The sequence below is a fragment of the Pyxidicoccus xibeiensis genome, from assembly GCF_024198175.1.
In the GTDB taxonomy this organism is placed as follows: Bacteria; Myxococcota; Myxococcia; order Myxococcales; family Myxococcaceae; genus Myxococcus; species Myxococcus xibeiensis.
The window spans coordinates 15,903-37,916 of record NZ_JAJVKV010000032.1 but is presented as its reverse complement, the minus strand read 5'-3'; the positions used below and the strand labels follow the sequence as shown (position 1 = coordinate 37,916).

Below are 22,014 nucleotides of genomic sequence, written 5' to 3'. Positions count from 1 at the left end.
CGTGGCCTGCACCGACCCGCGCACCTTCACCGGCCTGGCGAACGGCAACCACACCCTGGCCGTGCGCGCGGTGGACACCGCGGGCAACGTCGACCCGACCCCTGCGACCTACGCCTGGACGGTGGACGCGGTGGCTCCGGACACCTCCTTCGTCAGCACGCCTCCCGCCGTGTCGAACTCGGCGGTGGCCAACTTCGACTTCACCTCGAACGAGAGCCCCGTCACCTACGAGTGCCGCCTGGACGGCGCGGTGCTCTTCACTCCGTGCGCGGACCCGAGCACCTTCACGGGCCTGTCGAACGGCAGCCACACGCTCCAGGTGCGGGCAGTGGACGCGGCCGGCAACATCGACCCAACCCCCGCGCAGTACACGTGGACCGTGGACACCACCGCGCCGGACACGACCATCGTCAGCGGCCCCACGGGCACGACGAGCTCCACCAGCGCGACGTTCGACTTCACCTCCAATGAGAGCCCGGTGACGTACCAGTGCTCGCTGGATGGGGCGGCCTTCGTCGCCTGCACCGACCCGGTGACCTTCAGCAACCTGGCGGACGGCAGCCACACCCTGGCCGTGCGCGCGGTGGATGAGGCGGGCAACGTCGACCCGACCCCTGCGACCCGCACGTGGACGGTGGATACCGGCGTGCCGGACACCAGCTTCACCAGCACGCCGCCGGCGCTGTCGAGCTCCAGCTCGGCGACGTTCGACCTCAACTCCAACGAGAGCCCCGTCACCTACGAGTGCTCGCTGGACGGCGCGGCCTTCACGGCCTGCACCGACCCGGTGACCTTCACGGGGCTTTCGGACGGCAGCCATACGCTCCTGGCCCGTGCGCGTGACGCGGCAGGCAACGTGGACCCGAGTCCGGCCTCGTACACCTGGACGGTGGACACCACGGTGCCGGACACGACGATTGTCAGCGGTCCTCCCGCGCAGTCGAGCAACTCCAGCGCGACGTTCGACTTCAGCTCCAACGAGAGCCCCGTCACCTATCAGTGCAGCCTGGATGGCGCGGCCTTCGTGGCCTGCACCGACCCGGTGACCTTCAGCAACCTGGCGGACGGCAACCACACCCTGGCCGTGCGCGCGGTGGACACCGCGGGCAACGTGGACCCGACCCCCGCGACGTATAGCTGGTCGGTGGACACGTCCGCGCCGGACACGGCGATTGTCAGCGGCCCGCCCTCGCAGACCAACTCCACGAGCGCGACGTTCGACTTCACCTCGCCCGACAGCCCGGTGACGTATCAGTGCTCGCTGGACGGCGCGGCCTTCGTGGCCTGCACCGACCCGGTGACCTTCAGCAACCTGGCGGATGGCAACCACACCCTGGCCGTGCGTGCGGTCAACGCGCTGGGCACCGTGGACCCGTCCCCGGCGACGTATTCCTGGACGGTGGACCGGACGCCGCCGGTGGCGCCGACCATCGACTCTCCGGCGGATGGCGCCATCGTGGGCACCCCGACGCCGACCATCACCGGTACCGGTGAGCCGAACAGCAACATCTTCCTGGAGCTCGACGGCGTCACCCACGGCCCCATCCCCGTGGACGGGAGCGGCAACTGGACCTTCACGACGCCCGTGGCGCTCGACGAGGGCCCCTATACGGTCTCCGTCACCGGCGTGGACGCCGCGGGCAACACGGTGGGCCCGGTGACGAGCACGTTCACCGTCGACCTGACGGGCCCGAACACGCTCATCGTCTCCGGTCCTCCGGCCATCAGCCGCGTGGCGACCGCCACGTTCGACTTCGACCAGGAGAACGGCGGCGTCTCCTACCAGTGCAGCCTGGACGGCTCGTCCTATGCGCCGTGCACGGACCCGGTCACCTTCACCGGCCTGTCGGAGGGCATGCACATGCTGCTGGTGCGCGCGGTGGACGCCGCCGGCAACGTGGACCCGACGCCCGCCGACTACCAGTGGCTGGTGGACACCACGGAGCCCGACACCCTCATCGACTCCGGTCCGGCGCTCGTGACGAGCGCGACGTCGGCGACCTTCGAGTTCTCCGCGAACGAGCTGGGCGCCACCTATGAGTGCAGCGTGGACGGCGCGGCCTTCGTGGCGTGCACGGACCCGGTCACCTTCAACGGCTTCGCGGAAGGCAACCACACGCTGGCCGTTCGCGCGGTGGACACCGCGGGCAACGTGGACCCGACGCCGGCCACCTACGCGTGGACGGTGGACCTGACGCCCACGCCCGCTCCGGTCATCGTCACGCCGGCCAACGGCGCGGTGCTTGATTCCGGCATCGTGACCATCACCGGCACCGCGACGGACGCCACGTCCGTGACGCTGACGCTCGATGGGGTGACGTACGGCCCCATCCCGGTGGATGGCGCGGGCAACTGGAGCTTCACCCCGCCGGTGACGCTGGGTGACGGCCCGTACACCATCTCCGTGGTGGCGGTGGACTCCGCGGGCAACATCAGCGCCCCGGCGACCTCCACCTTCACGGTCGACCAGAGCGCGCCGGACACCGCCATCGACAGCGGCCCGCCGGCGCTGACCAACGTGCCGACGGCGAACTTCGTGTTCTCCTCCGACGAGAGCCCGGTCACCTTCGAGTGCAGCCTGGACGGCGGGCCCTTCGCGCCGTGCCCGGCCTCGGCCACCTTCGGCCCGCTGCCGGACGGCGACCACACCCTGGCGGTGCGCGCGGTGGACACCGCGGGCAACCGTGATGCGACTCCGGCCACGCACGAGTGGACGGTGGACACCACGGCGCCGGTCGTCACGCTCACCACGCCCGCCAGCGGCGCGGTGGTTCCCACGAACGTCGTGACGTACTCCGGCACGACGGACCCGGGCAGCACGGTGACGGTGGTGGTGGATGGCATCAACGTGGGCACCGCGACCGCGGATGGCACGGGCAACTGGACGCTCACGCCGCCCACGCCGCTGGCGGAGGGGCCGCACTCGGTCACCGTCACGGCGACGGACCCCGCGGGCAACACCAGCTCGCCGGTCACCCACCCGTTCACCGTGGACGGGCTGCCGCCGGAGACGACCATCACCGTCGCGCCGCCTGCGCTCACCAACAGCCCCCAGGCCACGTTCGAGTTCACCTCGGACGAGTCCCCGGTCACCTTCGAGTGCAGCCTCGACGGTGCGCCCTTCGCGGCCTGCACGACCCCGCTGACCCTGGCCGGCCTGCCGGAGGGTGAGCACACCCTCGCGGTCCGCGCGGTGGATGCGGACAGCAACATGGACCCGACGCCGGCCACGCACACGTGGACGGTCGACCTCACCGCGCCGGACACGCTCATCGTGAGCGGTCCTCCGACCCAGGATGCGCCCACCACGGCCACCTTCGACTTCGACCAGACGGGCGGGGGCGTGCGCTACGAGTGCAGCCTGGATGGCGCGGCCTTCGTGGACTGCACGGACCCGGTGACCTTCACCGGCCTGGCCTCGGGGGCGCACACCCTCGCGGTGCGTGCGGTGGATGCCGCGGGCAACGTGGACCCGACGCCGGCCACGTACAGCTGGACGGTCAGCGTCGACTCGGATGGCGACGGACTGACGGACGCGGATGAAATCACGCGCGGCACGGACCCGCAGAACCCGGACACGGACGGCGACGACGTGCCGGACGGCATCGAGGTGCTCGTCGGCATGACGGACCCGCTCGACGACGACTCGGATGACGACGGCCTGCTCGACGGCACCGAGGACGCCGACCACGACGGCATCAAGGACGACGGTGAGACGGACCCGCTGGACGCGGACACGGACGGCGACCTGCTGTCCGACGGTCTCGAGTCGGGCCTGGCGCAGCCGGAAGGCTCGGACACGGACCCGGCCATCTTCACGCCGGACCTGGACCCGACCACCACGACGGACCCGCTGAACGTGGACACGGACGGCGGCAGCGTGCGCGACGGTGTGGAGGACGCGAACCACAACGGCCGCGTGGACGCGGGCGAGACGAACCCGCTCGTGGCCGCGGATGACACCGACTCGGACGGTGACGGCGTGGATGACGCCACCGAAATCGAGCGGGGCCTCGACCCGCGGGACCCGGACACCGACGACGACGGCGTGAGGGACGGCGCGGACGGCCTCACCGACACGGACAGGGACGGCATCATCGACGCCCGCGACCCGGACAGCGACAACGACGGCATCCTCGACGGTACGGAGCTGGGCGTGACGCGCGAGACGGCGTCTCCGGGTACCAACCTCGACTCTCCGCACTTCCGCCCGGATGCCGACCCGAGCACCACCACCGACCCGAAGCGGGCGGACACGGATGGTGACGGGCTGAACGACGGCGCCGAGGACGCGGACCACAACGGCGGCCTGGGTGCTACGGAGACGGACCCGCGCGACGCGGACACCGACGACGACGACCTCAACGACGGGGTGGAGGTGAATGGCAGCAACACCACCAACCCGCGCGACGCGGACTCGGACGACGACGGCCTCAACGACGGCCGCGAGGACGCCAACCACAACGGCGGCTTCGACAACGGCGAGACGGACCCGAACAACGGGGACACGGACCGGGGCGGTGCCAGCGACGGTGACGAGGTCAACGGCGGTGGCAACCCGCTGGACGGCAACGATGACTTCGTCGTCGTGGGCCGTGGCTGCAGCACGGGCGGGGCGGGCACCTTCGCGCCGCTGGCGCTGCTGCTCCTCGCGCTGCCCCTGCTGGGTCGCCTGCGCCGCGCTGGCGGGCGTCCCTCTCGGGCCCTGGTGGCCGGTGCCGCCGGGGGCGTCGCCCTCGTCGGGGCGCTGGTGGCCCAGCCTGCGTCCGCGCAGGTGACGGCGCCGGTGGCCTCGCAGGCCATCGACGTTCAGCAGTACAAGCCGGGCCCGGGCGCCGCGGACATCCTCGGCATCCACAGCGCCCGCGTGCAGCGCCACCTGGGCTGGAACGTGGGCCTGTCCGTCAACTACGCGGACAAGCCGCTCAACTTCCTGGACCCGCGTCAGGACCGGTTCATCACCGCCCTGGTGCGCAGCCAGGTGGGGCTGGACCTGATGGGCGCGGTCGGCCTGTTCGACCGGCTGGAGCTGGGCGTGGTGCTGCCGGTGACGCTGCAGGACTCGGAGCCGGCGCCGCAGGTGGACCCGTCCTTCTCCCAGGGCGTGGGCTCCGGCGGCATCGGCGACCTGCGGCTGGTGCCCAAGGCCCGGCTGGTGGACGGTGAGGCCTTCGGCCTGGCCCTGGCGGTGCCGGTGGTGCTGCCCACGGGCGGCGGCTCGGACTTCCTCGGAGGCTCGGGCGTCGCCGTGCAGCCGCGGCTGGTGGCCGAGTACGGGCAGAAGCTGCGCCTGGCCGCCAACGTGGGCATGGACTTCCGCGAGAAGCAGCAGCTGCGCAACCTGAACACCGGCAACGCCTTCACCTACGGCGTGGGCGCGGAAATCCCCTTCACCGTGGGCGAGCTGCCCCTGGCCGCCGCGGCCACGGTGGTGGGCGCGCTGGGCCTGGACGAGCAGGACACGGAGGAGCGCCCGCTGGAGCTGCTGGCGGCGCTGAAGTACCGCTCCCTGGGCGGGCTGGCCGCGCACGTGGGCGCCGGCCCGGGCCTCACGCGCGGCTACGGCACGCCGGGCTTCCGCGTGCTCGCGGGCCTGAGCTACAGCCCCGAGCCCAAGCCCGAGGCGAAGCCGATGCCGACGCCCGCTCCGACGGACACGGATGGCGACGGCCTGATGGATGGCGACGACTCGTGCCCCACCGAGGCCGAGGACAAGGACGGCTTCGAGGACGCGGATGGCTGCCCGGACCCGGACAACGACCAGGACGGCATCTTCGACAGCGCCGACAAGTGCGTGAGCCAGCCCGAGACGCAGAACGGGCATGACGACAGGGATGGGTGCCCGGACACGGAGCCCGCGCCGGTGGACACGGACGGGGACGGCCTGATGGACCCGAACGACGGCTGCTCCAAGGAGCCCGAGGACAAGGACGGCTTCGAGGATTCGGACGGCTGCCCGGACCCGGACAACGACAAGGACGGCATCGCCGATACCGCGGACAAGTGCCCGAACGAGCCCGAGGTCATCAACGGCGTGCAGGATGACGACGGCTGCCCGGACAAGGGCAAGGTGAAGGTGCAGGTCGACGGCGAGCGCATCCTCATCCTGGAGAAGGTGTACTTCGCCACGTCGAAGGACATCATCCTCTCGCGCTCCTTCCCGCTGCTGAAGCAGGTGGCCGCCGTGCTGCGCGCCAACCCGCAGGTGGAGCTGCTCCGCATCGAGGGCCACACGGACGACCAGGGCAACGACGCGATGAACCTGGACCTGTCCAAGCGCCGCGCGGCCAACGTGCGCGCCTTCCTCATCAAGGAGGGCATCGCCGCCAACCGCCTGGACTCCGAGGGCTTCGGCGAGACGAAGCCGGTGGACACCAACAAGACGGCGAAGGGTCGCGAGAACAACCGGCGCGTGGAGTTCAACATCCTCCGCCTGGGGAAGGTGGAGGTCGAGCGCGAAGCCCCCTGACGTCAGGGCTACCGGCCATGAAGGGCCGATGATGCATATCGGATGAATGCGCGAGGGTGGTCCTGGACGAAGCTCCGGGACCACCCTTCGCGTTTGCGGGAACGCCCGATTCCGACCGGCCAGGGCGTGCCGCGTTGCGCGAGTCAAGAGGTGAAGTGAGCCCGCCGCGCCACACTGCACGGACGTTTGGTCGCTGCGTAAGTGCGCGTCAGGACTCGGCGCCGCCGCATCCCGCTACAGGCTCGTAGCGGAATACTTGCCAAAGCGCGGGACTTGCTGATGATTGTGGAGGTTGGGAGTGCGCGCGCTGCACCGCGCCGCTCCCGCCGAAAGGACCGCCATGGACCAGTTCGATCAGAACAAGCAGGCCGCCAAGATTCGGGTCGTCGGGGCAGGTGGGGCCGGCTGCAACGCGGTCAACACGATGATTCTGTCGAAGCTGGACCGGGTGGACTTCATCGCCGCCAACACCGATGTCCAGGCGCTCGCCGCGAGCAAGGCGCCCACCCGGCTGCAGCTGGGCCAGACGCTGACGAAGGGCCTGGGCGCGGGCGCCAACCCGGAGATGGGCCGCGAGGCCGCCCTGGAGTCGAGGGACCAGATTGCCGCGGTGCTCGAGGGCGCCGACATGGTGTTCGTCACCGCGGGCATGGGCGGCGGCACCGGCACGGGCGCCGCGCCCATCATCGCGGACATCGCCAAGAGCCTGGGCTGCCTCACGGTGGGCGTCGTCACCAAGCCCTTCCTCTTCGAGGGCAACAAGCGCCGCAAGCAGGCCGAGCAGGGCATCGTCGAGCTCAAGGCCGCCGTGGACACCCTCATCACCATCCCCAACCAGCGCCTGTTGTCGCTCTCCAACGAGCCGATGCCGCTGCTGGAGACCTTCAAGCGCGCCGACGAGGTGCTGCTGAATGCCGTGCAGGGCATCAGCGACCTCATCCAGTACCACGGCTACATCAACGTGGACTTCGCGGACGTGAAGACCATCATGAGCGACAAGGGCCTGGCGCTCATGGGCACGGGCCACTCGTCGGGGGACAAGCGCGCCCTCACCGCCATGCAGCAGGCCATCTCCAGCCCGCTGCTGGAGGACGTCTCCATCGACGGCGCCACCGGCCTGCTCATCAACATCACCGGCGGCCGCGACATGACCCTCCAGGAGGTCAACGAGGCGCTCACCCTGGTCCACGACGCCGCCGACAGCGAGGCGGAGATCATCTTCGGCTCGCTCATCGACGACCAGATTCAGGACGAGGTGAAGATCACCATCATCGCCACCGGCTTCGTCCACCGCGACGCGCCCAAGGTGCGCTCGGCGCCGGTGGTGCAGGTCCCGCTGTCCCGTCCGGCCCCCTCGGTGCTCGCCAACGCGCGCGAGCGGGAGCGCGAAGAGGTCGCCAGCCTGGTGCCCGCCAAGGGCAGCGCGCCCCGGACGCTGGCCCCCGTGGAGAGCGGCAAGGCCCTCAGCACGCGGACCGCGGTGGTGAAGGAAGCGGCGCTGCCGCTGGACGAGGACCAGTTCGACATCCCCACCTTCCTGCGGCGCCAGGGACAGACGGAGCTGCCGTAGTGCGGTAGGGCGCGTCCGCCGGAGCGCCCGGGCCTGTCAGTGGCCCGGGAGCCGGGCGACGCTCGCCTCGTCGCGCCCGGCCAGCTTGTCCGCGCGCTCGAAGAGCTCGTCCACCTCGACGTAGAGCGCGTCCATGCGCTCCGGCCGACGGGGGGCGGGCAGCACGCCGTCGCCGGAGGCCTCCTCGAGGCGGGCGCCGATGCGCTGCAGCAGCTGCAGGGCCTTCAGCAGGGACAGCCCGCGCCGCGTGCCCTCCTTCGTGAAGAGGGTGCCGCTCTGCGTGAGGGTCTCGAGCGTGGCTCGCACGGTGCGGACGCGGTCCGCCTGCCGGGAACGGTAGAGGTCCAGCCGCTTCGCGCGACGCGCGCGGTGCAGGTCGACGACGCCGCCAGGGCTTGAAGAAGTGGGGGGCTTCACGGGGCGGCAAGGTACGTCACGTGTCCGCAAGTCCGCAAATTTACGGGGTTGTAGGGACCTGTTGCGCGCCTGTGCGCACCCTTGTCATGCGAGGGGGCGAGGGTTAGGTTCGCCGCCCTTCGCAGGGGAGGGTGCGCCATGTTCCAGAAGCTGCTCATCGCGAATCGGGGAGAGATTGCCCGCCGCATCAGCGCGGTGGCGCGGGGGATGGGGCTCAAGACGGTCGCCGTCTACTCGGACGCGGACGCGGAGCTGCCCTTCGTGAAGGAGGCGGACGAGGCCGTGCGCATCGGCCCCGCCGCGGCGAAGGACAGCTACCTGAACGTCGCCGCCATCCTGGACGCCGCGAAGCAGACGGGCGCCCAGGCCGTGCACCCCGGCTACGGCTTCCTGTCCGAAAACGGAGAGTTCGCCCAGGCCTGCGCCGACGCGGGGCTCACCTTCGTGGGGCCGCCTCCGGCCGCCATGGCGCGGATGAAGGACAAGAGCCAGGCCCGCAAGCTGGTGGCCGCGGCCGGCGTCCCCGTCGTCCCCGGCAGCGACGGCGTGGTGCCGGACGTGGCGGGCGCGCTGGCGGCGGCCGAGCGCATCGGCTACCCGGTGCTGTGCAAGGCGGCCAGCGGCGGCGGCGGCATCGGCATGGCGGTGGCCAACAACCCCACGGAGCTGGAGAAGGTCTTCCGCCAGTGCACGGACCGGGCGAAGGCCGCCTTCGGCCGCGAGGGCGTCTACCTGGAGCGCTACTTCCCGGCGCCGCGCCACATCGAGGTCCAGATTCTGGGGGACCAGCACGGCCACCTCATCCACTGCCTGGAGCGCGAGTGCTCCATCCAGCGGCGCCACCAGAAGGTGGTGGAGGAGGCCCCTTCCGTGCTGTTCGCGGACGGCAAGAATGCCGCGCTGGCGCAGACGCTCTTCACCGCGGCCACCACCGCGGCGAAGACGTTCGGCTACGCCAATGCCGGCACGGTGGAGTTCCTCTACTCGGACGGACAGGTCTACTTCATCGAGATGAACGCCCGGCTCCAGGTGGAGCACCCGGTGACGGAGCTCACCACGGGGCTGGACCTCATCGGCTGGCAGCTGCGCATCGCCGCGGGCGAGCGCCTCACGGTGAAGCAGGAGGACGTGAAGCGGCGCGGGGCGGCGCTGGAGTTCCGCATCTACGCGGAGGACCCGGTGAAGTTCTTCCCGTCCCCCGGCCCCCTCAAGGTGTTCCAGCCCCCCACGGGCGAGGGCGTGCGGCTGGACTCGGGCTACGGCGAGGGCAACACCGTCACGCCGAACTACGACCCGATGATTGCCAAGCTCATCATCTCCGGCGCCACGCGCGCGGAGGCGATTGAGCGCTCGGTGGCGGCGCTCCAGTCGTTCCGCATCGAAGGCATCAAGACGAACATCCCGCTCCACCTGCGCATCGTGCAGGATGCGGCCTTCCGGGCCGGCGAGCTGGACACGCACTTCCTGGAGCACCACGCGAAGCCGGCGTAGTGGCAGCCGGGGCTCGCTCCAGCCCCACCCACCCCCTTGAGGAGGCACGGTTCCATGGCGGACGTCGCGGCGCACATCACCGGTACGGTGTGGAAGATTGAGGTGAAGGTCGGCCAGCAGGTCAACGCGGGCGACACGCTCGTCATCCTCGAGTCCATGAAGATGGAGATGCCGGTGGAGGCGGAGGAGGGCGGCACGGTGAAGGAGATTCGCTGCAAGGAAGCCCAGTCCGTCAACGAGGGCGACGTCCTCGTGGTGCTCGGCTAGCAGTGGAGCCGTCGCCGGGAGCCGAGCCCTCGCTCGAGGTGGAGGACCGCGAGGGCGGCATCCGCGTGCTCACGGTGTCCAACCCGGCCCGGCGCAACGCGCTCAACGACGCGCTGCTGGCCCGGCTGGACGCGGCGCTGGAGCCCGCTGTGCACGTCCGCGCGCTGCTGGTGCGCGGCGCGGGCAACACCTTCTGCTCCGGCTACGACTTGACGCACCTGGGCCCTCCGGGCGCGGACGGGCGGCTGCCGGATGACCCGCTGGTGGCGTGCCTGCTGAAGCTGGAGACGCACCCGGTGCCCAGCGTGGCGCTGGTGCGGGGCGCGGCGGTGGGCGCGGGCTTCGACCTGGCGGCCTCGTGCGACTTCCGGGTGGGCACGCCGGACACCGTCTTCCTCATGCCCCCGGCGAAGCTGGGCATCGTCTACTCGCCGGAGGGACTGGCCCGGGCGGCGCGGCTGGTGGGCTTCTCCCGCGCCAAGCAGCTGTTCCTGGCCGCGCGGAAGCTGGACGCACGCGAGGCGCTCGGCTGGGGCCTGCTGGACGAGTGCCTGGAGGCGGACGCCGCGGAGGCGCGCGCACTCGCCCTGTGCGCCACCCTGGCGGGGCATGCGCCGCTGGCGGTGTCGGGGATGAAGGAGTCCTTCGGACGGCTGGCGCGGGCCCCGCTGGAGGCGCAAGACAGGGCACGGCTGCGCGAGCTGCGCGCGGCGGCCTTCGGCAGCGAGGACGCGAAGGAGGGGCGGGCGGCCTTCTTGGAGAAGCGCCCGCCCCGCTTCACCGGCCGCTAGTCAGGGCGGCCGGCGACGCGGTACCGCGACCTCAGGTGTCGCCGAACAGCTCGCCCATGCGCAGCTGCAGCGCCGAGGCAATCTTGTACAGCGAGGAGATGGAGGCCGAGGACTCCGCGCGCTCAATCTGGGACAGCAGCGACACGGACAGACCGGTGCGCCGCGCGAGCTGCTTGAGCGTGAGCTCCTGCGTCTTGCGCGCGTCGCGGATGGTCCTTCCGATGGCGCGGTGCAGATCCGCCTCCGGGTCCTGCGACAGGCCCTTCTTCTGGAGCGCGTTGCGGACCGCGGTGATGAACTGCTCCGGCTCCATGGGCTTCTTCACGTAGTCGGAAGCCTGGGCCTTCAGCGACGCCACCGCCGTATCCACCGTCGGGTAGGCGGTGGCGACGATGACGGCCACGTCCGTGTCGTACTTGCGAATCTGCTCGAGCACCTCCGTCCCGGACATCTGCGGCATCATCATGTCCAGGATGACCAGGTGGAAGTCGGAGCCACGGAGGATCTCCACCGTCTGCGTGGGGTCCGTCGTCGTCACGACCTCGTAACCCTCGCGGGTCAACACCAGCTTGAGGTAGTCGCAGTTGTCCTGCTCGTCATCAACCACCAGGATGCGAATCTGCACAGCGTCTCCTCGCTGTAGTGAGCGTCAGTTGCCCGGCTCGAGGCCCATGGGGGGAAATTGGGCCCGGCGGTGAACCACTGCTTCGGTTGCTGCTTCTACTCGTCCTCCTCCAGGAACGACTTCACCCTGTTGAACTGGGGGTGGGTCGGCGGGGCCAATTCCAGGAAACGACGATAGTGCAGGATACTCTCTTCGGATTTGCCGACGTTCGCCAGTGCGGAGCCGAGGAGCATGTGGCAGTCGAGGTACTCGGGCTCGAGCGTCAAGCACTTGCGGAGGCTGTCCACGGCCCTGGCGTAGCGCTTGGCCTTGAGATGCTCCCGGCCTTCCTTCAGCGTCTTCTCGGCCGCGGAGGGTTCAGCGGGCGCCTGGGCCGACGTGGCCGTGGTGTCATTCTTCGGAGCCGCCGGTGGGGCCACCGCCGCCGCTGCCGCCGCTGCCTTGTTCTTCCGCTCTTCTGACAGCTGGGCCAGCAGCGCCGCGTGGTCGCTCGCGAAGACCTGGGTCTTGTCGCTCTGCTTGAGCTCGGCCTCGGCCTCGTCGAGCTTGCCGCCCTTCAGGGCCGTGCGGGCGGTGTCGAGCCGCCGCTTCACCGTGCGCTCGTACTTCGTCTGGACGAGCAGCTCCTCCGCCTCCTTCGAGGGGTTGCCCTTCTTGTCCCGGGCGTTGGACAGGTAGCCCTCGGCCTTGTCGAACTGCTGGGACTGGAGGGCCTCGCGCGCCATGCCCAGCCGCTCCTCGAGCGACGTCTCCTTCGGTGCGGGCGGCGTCTCCGGAGCGGCAGGCGGCGTCTCGGGCGCCACCGCGGCCCGGCCCGGGTCGACGGTGGCGGGCTGCGGCGCGGGCTCGGTGCCGGGCTGCTCCGGGTCGACGCTGGGCTTCACCGCCACGGGCGTCACCGGCGGTACCGGCTGAGTGCCCTGCTGCTGACCCATGAAGTAGAAGGTGACGGCCCCGGCGCCCAGCAGCAGCGCGACGAACCCCGCCACCAGCGGCAGCTTGGAGCGGGAGGCCCCGCCCTCGCTGACGGGCACTCCGTCCGCTGCGTCGCCGGAGTTGAGGAAGCGCAGCTTCACGTGGCCCAGCTCGATGACGTCACCGGAGCCGAGCGTGGCCTGGGCGTAGCTCTCGCCATTGACGGTCAGCCCGTTGGCCGACTGCATGTCGATGACGCGCCACTCACCGGTGTCCTCGCGCACCAGCTTGGCGTGCGTGCGCGACAGGGAGCGGTGGTCCAGCGTGATGTCGTTGTCGTCGGTGCGGCCGATCCGCAGCTCGGTGCGGACGCAGGCGAACTCCTGGCCCTTCAGCTCGTCCGGCGTCAGCACCACCAGCCGGGGGGCCTCGTCGGTGGGGACGTCCGCCACCTTGCGGGGGCGGCCCGCCTCCACCTGATCCAACCGGATGATGGAGGTGGAGTGCCGGCGCTGATCCGCGCTGGAGGAGGGCGGGGTGTGGTCGTGCTCGTCCCCATCCTCGTCGGACCCGGGCTCGTCGGAGGTGTCGTCCTCCTCCTCCGCCCCTGGGCTGGACATGGCCTCGAGCGCGGGCTCCGTCCTTGGCAGCTCCTGCCTGCGGGGTGTGGGCACCTTCGTGGTGATGGGGCCCGCGACACTCGCCGCACCCTCGGTCTGCAGGGCCAGGTCGTAGTCGCCGATCTGGATCAGGTCCCCTTCCTTCAGGGGGGACTGACCCGCGATCTTCTCGCCGTTGATCCGGGTGCCGTTATAGCTCCCCAGGTCTTCCACCACGACGTGGCCATTCAACCGTACCAATCGTGCGTGACGGCGAGACACATTGCGCTCGGTCAGGCGGATGGTGTTTCCCTCCTGACGGCCGATGGTGATCTCGTCACGCACGAAGGGAACAACGGTCTTGCGCCCCTCGTCGTCTTCGATGATGAGCTTCAGCACGGGTCGGGTCCGCGTACAGTCATAGCAGAACGGCCTTTACCTGTACAAGCCATGTATCCCCCTCAAAAGACAGGGCTTTCTCCCCAAGAGGAGGGCCAACCGGCCCTGTTGTCCATCGGTCAGTCGGCCGGAAGCCGGTCCTTTCAGGGGGTGCCCTGGGTCACGTTGACCCTGGCCGTGGGGTTGCTGGGAATCCACGGGGCGCTGGTTGCGGCGGGGCCGGTGGACGTGGACGCGCTGGTGCGGTGGGGGGCGAAGACGGGCCCGTTGGTGGTGGAGGCGGGGCAGGCGTGGCGGCTGGTGACGGCCAACTTCCTGCACCGGGACTGGCTGCACCTGGGGCTCAACCTGCTGGTGCTGGTGGCGGCGGGAGGCGCGCTGGAGCGCATGTGCCGGCGCCGCGACTACTGCGCGCTCCTGGGGACGGCGGGACTGGCCACCATGGCGGGCTCGCTGGGGTGGTCGGCCGCGGTGAGCGTGGGCGCCTCCGGGCTCGTCTACGGGTGCGTGGGCGCGCTGCTGGTGCTGGGCCGGCGCTACCGCGGGCGAGCGGCCGCGAAGGCTCGGTGGATTTCCGGAGAGAGCGCGTTGCCCACGGTGCTCGTCTTCCTGTGGATGGGGTGGACGTCGGTGGGCGTGGACAACGCGGGGCACCTGGGCGGGCTGCTCGCCGGGCTGCTGCTGGGGGCGTTCCTGGAGCCCCGCTCGGCGGGCAGGGGGCTGGTGCGGCCGGTGGGCGCGGTGCTGGCGGCGGGGGTGGTGGCGGCGCTGGTGGTGAGCGAGCGCTCCGGCTGGCGGCAGGAGCGCGACGACGGCTTCGGGGTGGCGGTGTCGGTGCCGGAAGGGTGGCGGGGCGAGGAGGACGGGCACGGGCGGCGGACCTTCTCCAACGGCCTGCCGGCGCTGGGCCGGGCCACCTTCTCCGCGGAGGTGATTGAGGTGGGAGAGCCCGGCGACGGCGCGGCGCAGGCGCGGCACTTCCAGGAAGAGGTGCTGGTGCCGGGCGTACCGGGGCCGGAGGGGCGGACGTCGAAGGTGACGGGGCCGGTGGAGGCACGGCTGGGCGGCAGGGCGGCGCAGCGGGTGCGTGCGGAGCTGGAAGGCCCGGGTGGGGCCACGCACCTCATGGCCTTCTTCGTGCCGCGCGGAGAGTGGGTGTACCGGCTGGTCTTCACCTGGCCCGCGCGCTACCCGGCCTATGCGGAGGTGGTGGACCGGATGGTGGCGGAGCTGCGCTTCGGCGAGCCGGCGCTGCTGCGGGAGGCGCGGGCACGGGCGCTGCTGGTGCCGGGCGCTCCGGGGCCGCTGCGGGCCCTGGGCGGAGAGCTGCGGCGGTGGGGGCTGGCGGAGGAGTCGGTGGCCTCGCTGGCGGACGCGGTGCGGCTGGCGCCCTCCCACGTGGAGACGCGGGTGGAGCTGGCGCGGGCGCTCTTCGAGGCCGGGCGGGTGGGGGAGGGGTGCCACGCGGCGGCGGAGGCCCAGGTGTACGGGCCGTCGGACACGGGCGCGCTGGAGGCCGGCGTGCGCTGCGAGCTGGCCCGGGGTGACGTGGCGCGGGCGCTGGCCCGGCTGGAGGAGGCCCGGCGCGTGGATCCGCAAGACGCCCGGCTGCGCGCGGCCGAGATGGCGCTGCGGGCCGTGCTGGAGGCGCCGGGCCGGCAGTGAGGGCAGGCCGGGCACTCCTCACGGTGGAGCGCCCGGCCCGGTGGCCTCAGTCCTCGTCCTTGAGCAGGAAGTCGTTGTTGATGACCTTGAACGACAGCCTGCTGCCGCCCAGCGTGGGGGAGGGCCGCTCGACGAGCGGTCTCACCACGATGCCCTCCTTGCGGTTCTTCGTGCCCGGGTAGAAGCCCTGGGCGAGCTTCAGGTAGTGCTCCAGGCCGTGGTCGAACGCCTGCGCCGCCTCACCGGTGACGACCTGCTCCACCGGCACGGTGCGCAGCCCGTGCTCCGCGCAGAAGGTGACGAGCTCCGCGTGGCCCAGGAAGCGGCCGGTGCGCGTGTCGTGGACGCTGAAGACGAACAGGTCCGGCTCCGTGAGGCCCAGGCGGTTCTTCTGGATGCCGGGGCCGCACAGCTCCCCCTGGATGGCGAACCCCGGCGGCAGCACGGTGTCGAGCCCGTACTTCGTGGCCATGCGCCACACCGCGTTGTCCCCCTTGCGGAGCGCCCAGTTGCGCGAGCACGCCATCAGCTCGCCCTCGAGCGGCCGGAAGAAGGTCGCCGACGTCCCGTCCAGCTTCGTCGTCACGAAGAGGTCCTCGCCCCGCAGCTCGTCCAGGACGCCCAGCGCCGACTGGAGGCGAATCTCGTCCGTCTTCGGCACCTGGCCCGGGAAGGGCCCCAGCACGTCACGCCCGTCGGGCAGCGCTGGCTCGAACTTCACGACGCCGAGCAGGTCTCTCACGTCCATCCCCAGCTGCGCCGTCACCGGCGCCGCGCCAGGGAGGATGGACGTGGGGAGCGCGAGCCCCTGGGACAGCACGCCCCTGAGGCGCGCGGTCTTCACCCGGAAGCCCCGGGGTCTCATGAACTCCGCCCACGGCGCGCCGTCCGGCAGGAGGCTGTCGATTTCGAAGAAGACACACGCGTCGCCCGGGGAGAACTCCCCCTTCTTCACCACGACGTCCCAGCCCATGACGCGGGCCTTCACGATGTTGTCCGCTCCGGCGATGGGCTCCAGGTGGTCGATGCGCTGAATCGAAACGAGCTTCCTCTCCATGTGCCCTCCTTCCGGCTGGCGGCGTGCCGGGCCTCCTGGAGACGGAGCATGACACCCCGTCTGACAAGCGCTCCAGTGCCCCCGGAGCGTCGCCTCCGGACGCGGGCCGCCTTCACCACCGCGCGCTGAAGGCGCGCACCGCGAGCCCGGCGCTCGCCGTCCACTCGCTGCGCCGCGCGAGCCCCGCATCCGCGTGCACGTACGTGCCCGAGAGCTGGAGCACCACCGGCTGCTCGGCCACCGCCAGCAGCACGCGCTCGGCGCCCACCTCCGCGCGGGCCCGGAAGTGCGTCCCGCCCTCGAAGCCCAGGCTCCACCCCGCGAGCCCCGACGCGCGCAGCGCCCACAGCCCGTCCGAGGACTCCACGCCCGTGTCGAGCAGCAGGGAGGTGAAGGGTGACAGCATGTGCCCGGCCTCCTCGCGCGAGCGCCGCAGCGTGTGGCTCGCCACCGGGCCCACGGCCAGCCACACCCGCCCCGTCTCCGAGCGGAGCGGGTCCACCAGCAACCCCACGCGCCCCGTCTCCAGCGTCCAGCCCGGGCCCTCCCAGACGCGCCGCTCCAGGTGGCCCGCGCGCAGGGCCAGCGTCACGTCGAAGGGGAAGGGGATGCGCAGCGGCCGCGCGGTGGGCACCAGGATGAAGCCCTCCTCCAGGTGCCGGCGCAGCAGGCCGTCGTACGCCGTGAAGGCCAGCCCGCGCTGGGGGCCGCCCCAGGCCTCCACGCCCAGCAGGCGGTGGCTGTTGAACCAGGGCGTGCCCTTGCTGCGGCTGGTGCGCCCCGTGCGGATGAGGATGCCCGCCCGCACCGACTGCGCGCCCTCGCCGTCGCGCACGCGGAGGCCCGTGGCCAGCAGCAGCCCGTCTCCCGGGTCGAAGCAGACGGGGAAGGGCTCGCCGTGCGAGTCCAGCCGGATGCACTCCGAGGTGTCCGCCGCCACGGCCGTGGAGGAGAGCAGCAACGCCAGTCCGAGCGCGAGCACGCGCCTACTCCCTCGCGGCCGCGCCCATGGGCGCCGAGCGGCGCGCCGGGGCCCACAGGGAGAAGCGCAGGCCCGCGGAGCCGGACCACTCCCAGCGCGCGGGGACGTCTGCCAGGTCGCTGCGCCACGCGCCGCGCCCGTCCACCACCAGACTCAGGGGCTGGTCGTTGATGGCCAGGAGGATGAGCTCGTAGCCCGCGTACGCGCGCAGCCGCTCCGGCCGCGGCGGGCGGCCCTCCACCGACGGGGCCAGCAGCACCTTCTCCGCCTCCACGCCCAGGCGCAGGTGGTGGAAGCCGTCGCGGTCCAGCGTCAGGTCGCCCTCCAGCGCCGCGCCCGGCACCAGTGTGCTGAAGCCATTCTTGTAGTCGCGCTCCACGGACGGGCCGGCGCGCACGCGCACGTAGGACACCAGGTCCCTCGAGTGCCACAGGTCCAGCGTGGCGTGGACGGCGCCAAAGGTGAGGAAGCCCGCCTCCGTGGCGCCGCGCTCCAGCTCCTCCGCGTGCAACACCTCCAGCCACACGCCCAGGTTGATGTGGATGTCATGCCGCCTCGGCTCGCCGAAGAAGGTCGTCACCCGGAAGAGCGGCTCGTCGCGCTCCACGCTGAAGTCGTAGCGCAGCGCCGTGGCGTCGAAGGACGGCTCGCCCAGGTACAGCTCCGTCTCCAGGAAGCGGAGCCGATGCAGGCGCTTGCCTTCGTCGGCGGAGACCTCGTGGGCGATGCCGAAGTCCGCGCGCATGCGGCCCTCCACCTCGCCGTCGCGCACGAGCGGCGCCCAGGCGCCGCCCAGCCAGATGCGCCGGTGCAGGTCGAAGTTGAACTGCATCACCCGCCCGCGCTCGTCGCGGTACCAGCCGGGCGGAGCGTCGGCCACGGCGGGCTCCAGCCGGTACGTCTTGAGGCGCGGTGAGTCGTCGACGTAGGACTCATCGGTACAGGCCGTCACCCGCTCCAGCGGACGTGGCGTCTCCTGTCCTTCCGCGTCCAGCTCGTACATGGGCGCCACCAGGCACCGGCGCGTGGCGTCGTCGCACTGTGCCCGCCACCTCCCGGAGGGCACCGCCTTCGTCGGCGGCAGCGTCAGGCACACCGTGCCCCGGGTCCACTCCTGGATGGGCAGCGGCGAGGCGGGCGGCTGGATGACGGGCGGGCTGGCGAGCCCGAGCTCCACCTGGGACAGGACGTCCTTCATCCGGGCCTCCAGGGGCGCGTCGCCTTCGGCCTGCGCGAGCAGGAGGGCGCACCCCAGGGCCACTGCGGGAACCGGCATGATGTCTCCTCGACGGCGCGGCCCGGGAGAGAAGGTCGGGAAGGGCCGGCGGGGCCAGCCGTTACAAGGCCCGTGCCCCCGGCCGCAGGGCGGGCTTTCGCGGGGTTGGGCTCCCCACTCCGTGCAGGCTCCTGCACAATGCGCGCAGGCCGGCACACACGGCGGTGACCGGTGGCACCGGTCGACCGACGGGGCCCGCGGGGATATAAGGCCGCGGCCCGCGCGAGGTACGCGGGCCATCCGCCCGAAACGACTCAAGGAGCTTCAGCCCGTGGCGAGCGAAGGCGAACAGCAGGCGCAGACCTTCTCCGAGGCCGTTCTCGGCAAGGAGACCTTCTCGACGAAGTGGGCCCAGCGCTGGCTGGCGCTGCCGTCCAGCACCCGCGTCGTGCTCTCCACGGCCGGCTTCGCGGCCCTGCTCTTCCTGCCCTACCTGGGGGCGGTGGGGCTGTGGGACTGCTGGGAGACGCACTACGGCGAGGTGGCTCGGATGATGATCGAGCGCCGCGACTACGTGTACCCCTTCTGGGAAGGCGCGTGGTTCTTCTCCAAGCCGCCGCTGACCATGTGGATGCAGGCGCTGGGCATGCAGGTGGTGGGCACCGTGCGCACCGACGGCGCGCTGGGCCTGTTCACCGAGTGGGGCATGCGCGTGCCCTTCGCCCTGCTGAGCATCGCCGCGGTGGCGCTGCTGTCGCTGGCCGTGTCGCGGGTGGTGAACCGGCGCGCGGGCCTGGCCACCGGCTTCATCCTGGCCACCATGCCGCTGTACTTCCTGCTCACCCGGCAGACGGTGACGGACACGCCCTTCGTCACCACGTTCATCTGCGCCATGGCGTGCGCGCTCATCGGCCAGTTGGATGAGACGACGAAGCACCGCTCCGCGTGGTGGTACGGCTTCTACTTCTTCGCCGGCCTGGGCACGCTGGCCAAGGGCCTGCTGGGCGTGGGCCTGCCCGCCGTCATCCTGGTGCTCTACGCGGCGCTGGCCGTCATCCCCTGGGATGGCGCCAGCCTGGGGGCCCACCTCAAGTGGCTGACGCGCCGCGCCTTCCGCAAGGACGTGCGCGAGGGCCGCCAGCCGATGCCGGTGCTCTGGGGGCAGATGTTCCGGATGCACCTGGGCACGGGCATCCTCGTCTTCCTCGCGGTGGCCGCGCCCTGGTACGTCACCCTGTCGCTCTTCGAGAGCGTGGACGACGAGGGCAAGCTCTTCTGGTACCGCTTCTTCGTCCACGACCACCTCAACCGCCTCACCGCGGGCGTGCACACCACCACGCCGGGTGGCACGTTCATCTACTTCATCGAGCAGGGTGGCTACGCCATCTTCCCCTGGGTGGCCCTGCTGCCCGGCGCCTTCGCCGTCGTCGCGCGGCTCAAGCTGCGCTCGGAGAAGAAGGCGGACCACCTGGCCGTCATCGCCGTGCTGTGGGTGGCCTTCTCCTTCTGGCTGCTGGCCTCCAGCGCCACGAAGTTCCACCACTACATCTTCCCGGTGCTGCCGGGCCTGGCCATCCTGCTGGCCCTCTTCGTGGACCGGCTGTGGGAGGAGGGCATCTCCGCCCACGCGGTGAGCCTCATCTTCGGTCTCGTCCTCTTCATCCTCGTGGGCAAGGACCTGTCGGAGAACCCGAAGCACTTCACCGACCTGTTCGTCTACAACTACGACCGGGCCTACCCGCACGACCTGGTGACCAAGCCCATCGCCTTCTTCGCCTCGCGCCCGCTGTGGACGGGCGACCTGGTGACGCTGGTGCTGCTGGCCTTCGGCATCTACCTCTCCTTCGACGCCTTCTCGCCGCGCGCGAAGGACAAGGCCACGCCGGGCGGGCGCGCGGTGGCGCTGGGCCTCCTGTTCGCGGGCGTGGCGACGCTGGTGTCGGTGGCCTCGCAGGCCCAGGTGTCCACCAAGGGGCTGGTGGGTGTGGCGCTGGCGGCCGTGGCCGGCTTCCTCGGCTGGCAGGTCCGGCGTCCGGGCACCGCGGGGCGCACGTCGCTGCTGGCCATGGCGGCGGTGCTGGGCGTGGCGGGCATCGCGCTCGCGGTGCGCGGCTTCCGCGCGCCGGTGGCGGAGGACTCGCTGCTCAGGGCGCTGGCGGAGCCCGTCAACATCAAGAGCACCCTGGGCTTCACCTTCGCGGTGGCCGGCGCCATGGCGGTGGTGGCCTCGCTGCTGCGCGCGCGGGTGATGCTGTTCGGCACCTTCTGGGCGCTGGCGGCGGGCGTGGCCCTCTGGTTCAACTGGAGCCACTGGGTGGACCTGTCCCACCACTGGACGCAGCGCGACCTGTTCTGGCGGTACTACGCGCAGCGCAAGGCGGACGAGCCCATCGTCGCGTACATGATGAACTGGCGCGGCGAGACGCTCTACTCGCGCAACACGGTGGAGCAGTACCGCAGCAGCGACGCCAACACGCGCATGCGCAGCCTGGCCATGCGGCCCGGCCGCGAGTGGGTGCTGGTGGAGCACAGCCGCCTCAACCTGCTGCGCACCACGGTGGGCTCGGACAAGGTCGTCACCCCCGTGGACCGCGACATCAACAACAAGTTCGTCCTGGTGACAGTCGATTGAGTGGCATCCACGTCCAGGGCCTCGGCAAGCGCTTCGGGGACCGCACGGCCGTCGAGGGCCTGTCCTTCCACGTGCGGCCCGGCGAGGTCTTCGGACTGCTGGGCCCCAACGGCGCCGGCAAGACGACGACGGTGCGGATGCTCACCGGCCTGCTGCGCCCCACCGAGGGCGAGGCCACCGTCTGGGGCCACCGCGTGGACCGCGACGGCGAGCCGCTGCGCAAGGTGGTGGGCCTGCTCACCGAGCAGCCCGGCCTCTACGACAGGCTCACCGCGCGGGAGAACCTGCGCTTCTTCATGAAGCTGCATGAGCTGGACGAGGCGCGCGCGTGGCCGCGGACGCTCGACTACCTCAAGCGCTTCGGGCTGGGCGGGCGCGAGGAGGAGCCGGTGGGTGGCTTCTCCAAGGGCATGCGCCAGAAGCTGGCCATCGTCCGCACGCTGGTGCACGACCCGCAGGTCATCTTCCTGGACGAGCCCACCAGCGGGTTGGACCCGGAGTCCGCGCGCACCGTGCGCGACGCGGTGGCGGAGCTGGCCTCCGAGGGGCGCACCATCGTCCTGTGCTCGCACAACCTGTCGGAGGTGGAGCGCCTGTGCGAGCGCGTGGGCGTGGTGAAGCGCACGCTGCTGGCCCTGGGCCCGGTGCGCGAGCTGCGGCGGGCGGGGCAGGCCCTGGAGGTCCGCGTGGAGGGCGAGGCGGAGCGCTTCCGCCCCGCGCTGGCCTCGCTGCCCTTCGCGCCCAACGTGCTCGCGGAGGGCGAGCGGCTGCGCGTCATGCTCGCGGACGAGGGCCACGCGCCGGACGTGCTGGCGTGCCTGGTGGGCGCGGGCGCGCGGGTGCACAGCGCGGTGCCCGCCCAGCGGCCGCTGGAAGAGGTCTACCTGGACCTGCTCAAAGAGGGGAGGGCTTGAGGCCC

Annotated in this window: 14 protein-coding genes; 8 read left to right on the top strand and 6 right to left on the bottom strand. The window is 71.4% G+C overall.

Features of this window, described 5'->3' with window-relative positions; translation table 11 throughout:
• On the top strand, positions 1-6,469 hold a 6,469-nt coding region (locus tag LXT23_RS48955; protein WP_253987458.1), incomplete at its 5' end, for an Ig-like domain-containing protein.
• Positions 6,470-6,809: 340 nt separating this feature from the next.
• Positions 6,810-8,039 (top strand): cell division protein FtsZ, encoded by a 1,230-nt coding sequence (gene ftsZ, locus LXT23_RS48950; RefSeq protein ID WP_253987457.1) that lies wholly within the window; start codon positions 6,810-6,812, stop codon positions 8,037-8,039.
• A gap of 36 nt (positions 8,040-8,075) precedes the next feature.
• On the opposite strand, the gene LXT23_RS48945 is transcribed toward ftsZ, so the two are convergent.
• Positions 8,076-8,456, bottom strand: a complete 381-nt coding sequence (locus LXT23_RS48945; protein ID WP_253987456.1) for a hypothetical protein — start codon at positions 8,454-8,456, stop codon at positions 8,076-8,078.
• A gap of 138 nt (positions 8,457-8,594) precedes the next feature.
• Here LXT23_RS48945 and LXT23_RS48940 point away from each other — a divergent pair, with 138 nt between their 5' ends.
• Genes LXT23_RS48940 through LXT23_RS48930 form a run of 3 tightly spaced genes read left to right on the top strand, consistent with a single transcriptional unit; the run spans position 8,595 to position 11,005 of the window.
• The gene (locus LXT23_RS48940; protein WP_253987455.1) at positions 8,595-9,947 is read left to right on the top strand and encodes an acetyl-CoA carboxylase biotin carboxylase subunit; all 1,353 of its coding nucleotides are present in this window, start codon (positions 8,595-8,597) and stop codon (positions 9,945-9,947) included.
• 54 nt (positions 9,948-10,001) lie between these two features.
• On the top strand, positions 10,002-10,214 hold the full coding sequence (locus tag LXT23_RS48935; RefSeq protein ID WP_163995180.1) for a biotin/lipoyl-binding carrier protein: 213 nt from the start codon (positions 10,002-10,004) through the stop codon (positions 10,212-10,214).
• 2 nt (positions 10,215-10,216) lie between these two features.
• Complete coding sequence (locus LXT23_RS48930) at positions 10,217-11,005, top strand: enoyl-CoA hydratase/isomerase family protein (RefSeq protein ID WP_253987454.1); 789 nt, start codon at positions 10,217-10,219, stop codon at positions 11,003-11,005.
• A gap of 31 nt (positions 11,006-11,036) precedes the next feature.
• On the opposite strand, the gene LXT23_RS48925 is transcribed toward LXT23_RS48930, so the two are convergent.
• Together LXT23_RS48925 and LXT23_RS48920 are read right to left on the bottom strand one after the other, a co-directional pair.
• The gene (locus LXT23_RS48925; RefSeq protein ID WP_002634367.1) at positions 11,037-11,630 is read right to left on the bottom strand and encodes a response regulator; all 594 of its coding nucleotides are present in this window, start codon (positions 11,628-11,630) and stop codon (positions 11,037-11,039) included.
• 95 nt (positions 11,631-11,725) lie between these two features.
• Positions 11,726-13,543: an FHA domain-containing protein gene (locus tag LXT23_RS48920; protein ID WP_253987453.1), complete on the bottom strand. Its 1,818-nt coding sequence runs from the start codon at positions 13,541-13,543 to the stop codon at positions 11,726-11,728.
• A gap of 165 nt (positions 13,544-13,708) precedes the next feature.
• Here LXT23_RS48920 and LXT23_RS48915 point away from each other — a divergent pair, with 165 nt between their 5' ends.
• On the top strand, positions 13,709-15,208 hold the full coding sequence (locus LXT23_RS48915; protein WP_323379178.1) for a rhomboid family intramembrane serine protease: 1,500 nt from the start codon (positions 13,709-13,711) through the stop codon (positions 15,206-15,208).
• A gap of 46 nt (positions 15,209-15,254) precedes the next feature.
• On the opposite strand, the gene LXT23_RS48910 is transcribed toward LXT23_RS48915, so the two are convergent.
• The 3 genes from LXT23_RS48910 to LXT23_RS48900 form a co-directional block, all read right to left on the bottom strand.
• The gene (locus LXT23_RS48910; protein ID WP_253987451.1) at positions 15,255-16,265 is read right to left on the bottom strand and encodes an RNA ligase (ATP); all 1,011 of its coding nucleotides are present in this window, start codon (positions 16,263-16,265) and stop codon (positions 15,255-15,257) included.
• Between the two features lie 112 nt (positions 16,266-16,377).
• Complete coding sequence (locus LXT23_RS50260; RefSeq protein WP_323379177.1) at positions 16,378-17,247, bottom strand: hypothetical protein; 870 nt, start codon at positions 17,245-17,247, stop codon at positions 16,378-16,380.
• Between the two features lie 4 nt (positions 17,248-17,251).
• Complete coding sequence (locus LXT23_RS48900; RefSeq protein ID WP_253987450.1) at positions 17,252-18,523, bottom strand: hypothetical protein; 1,272 nt, start codon at positions 18,521-18,523, stop codon at positions 17,252-17,254.
• Between the two features lie 271 nt (positions 18,524-18,794).
• On the opposite strand from LXT23_RS48900, the gene LXT23_RS48895 reads away from it, so the two are divergent.
• Positions 18,795-21,095: an ArnT family glycosyltransferase gene (locus LXT23_RS48895; protein ID WP_253987449.1), complete on the top strand. Its 2,301-nt coding sequence runs from the start codon at positions 18,795-18,797 to the stop codon at positions 21,093-21,095.
• Positions 21,092-22,009, top strand: a complete 918-nt coding sequence (locus LXT23_RS48890; RefSeq protein ID WP_253987448.1) for an ABC transporter ATP-binding protein — start codon at positions 21,092-21,094, stop codon at positions 22,007-22,009. The genes LXT23_RS48895 and LXT23_RS48890 overlap by 4 nt, the downstream gene beginning before the upstream one ends.
• The last annotated feature ends 5 nt before the right edge of the window (positions 22,010-22,014 follow it).

Bases quoted from the DNA above. Each gene is read 5' to 3' on its own strand.
- ftsZ (WP_253987457.1), top strand. From the start codon at position 6,810: ATGGACCAGTTCGATCAGAACAAGCAGGCCGCCAAGATTCGGGTCGTC.
- LXT23_RS48910 (WP_253987451.1), bottom strand. From the start codon at position 16,265: ATGGAGAGGAAGCTCGTTTCGATTCAGCGCATCGACCACCTGGAGCCC.
- LXT23_RS48900 (WP_253987450.1), bottom strand. From the start codon at position 18,523: ATGCCGGTTCCCGCAGTGGCCCTGGGGTGCGCCCTCCTGCTCGCGCAG.
- LXT23_RS48940 (WP_253987455.1), top strand. From the start codon at position 8,595: ATGTTCCAGAAGCTGCTCATCGCGAATCGGGGAGAGATTGCCCGCCGC.
- LXT23_RS48935 (WP_163995180.1), top strand. From the start codon at position 10,002: ATGGCGGACGTCGCGGCGCACATCACCGGTACGGTGTGGAAGATTGAG.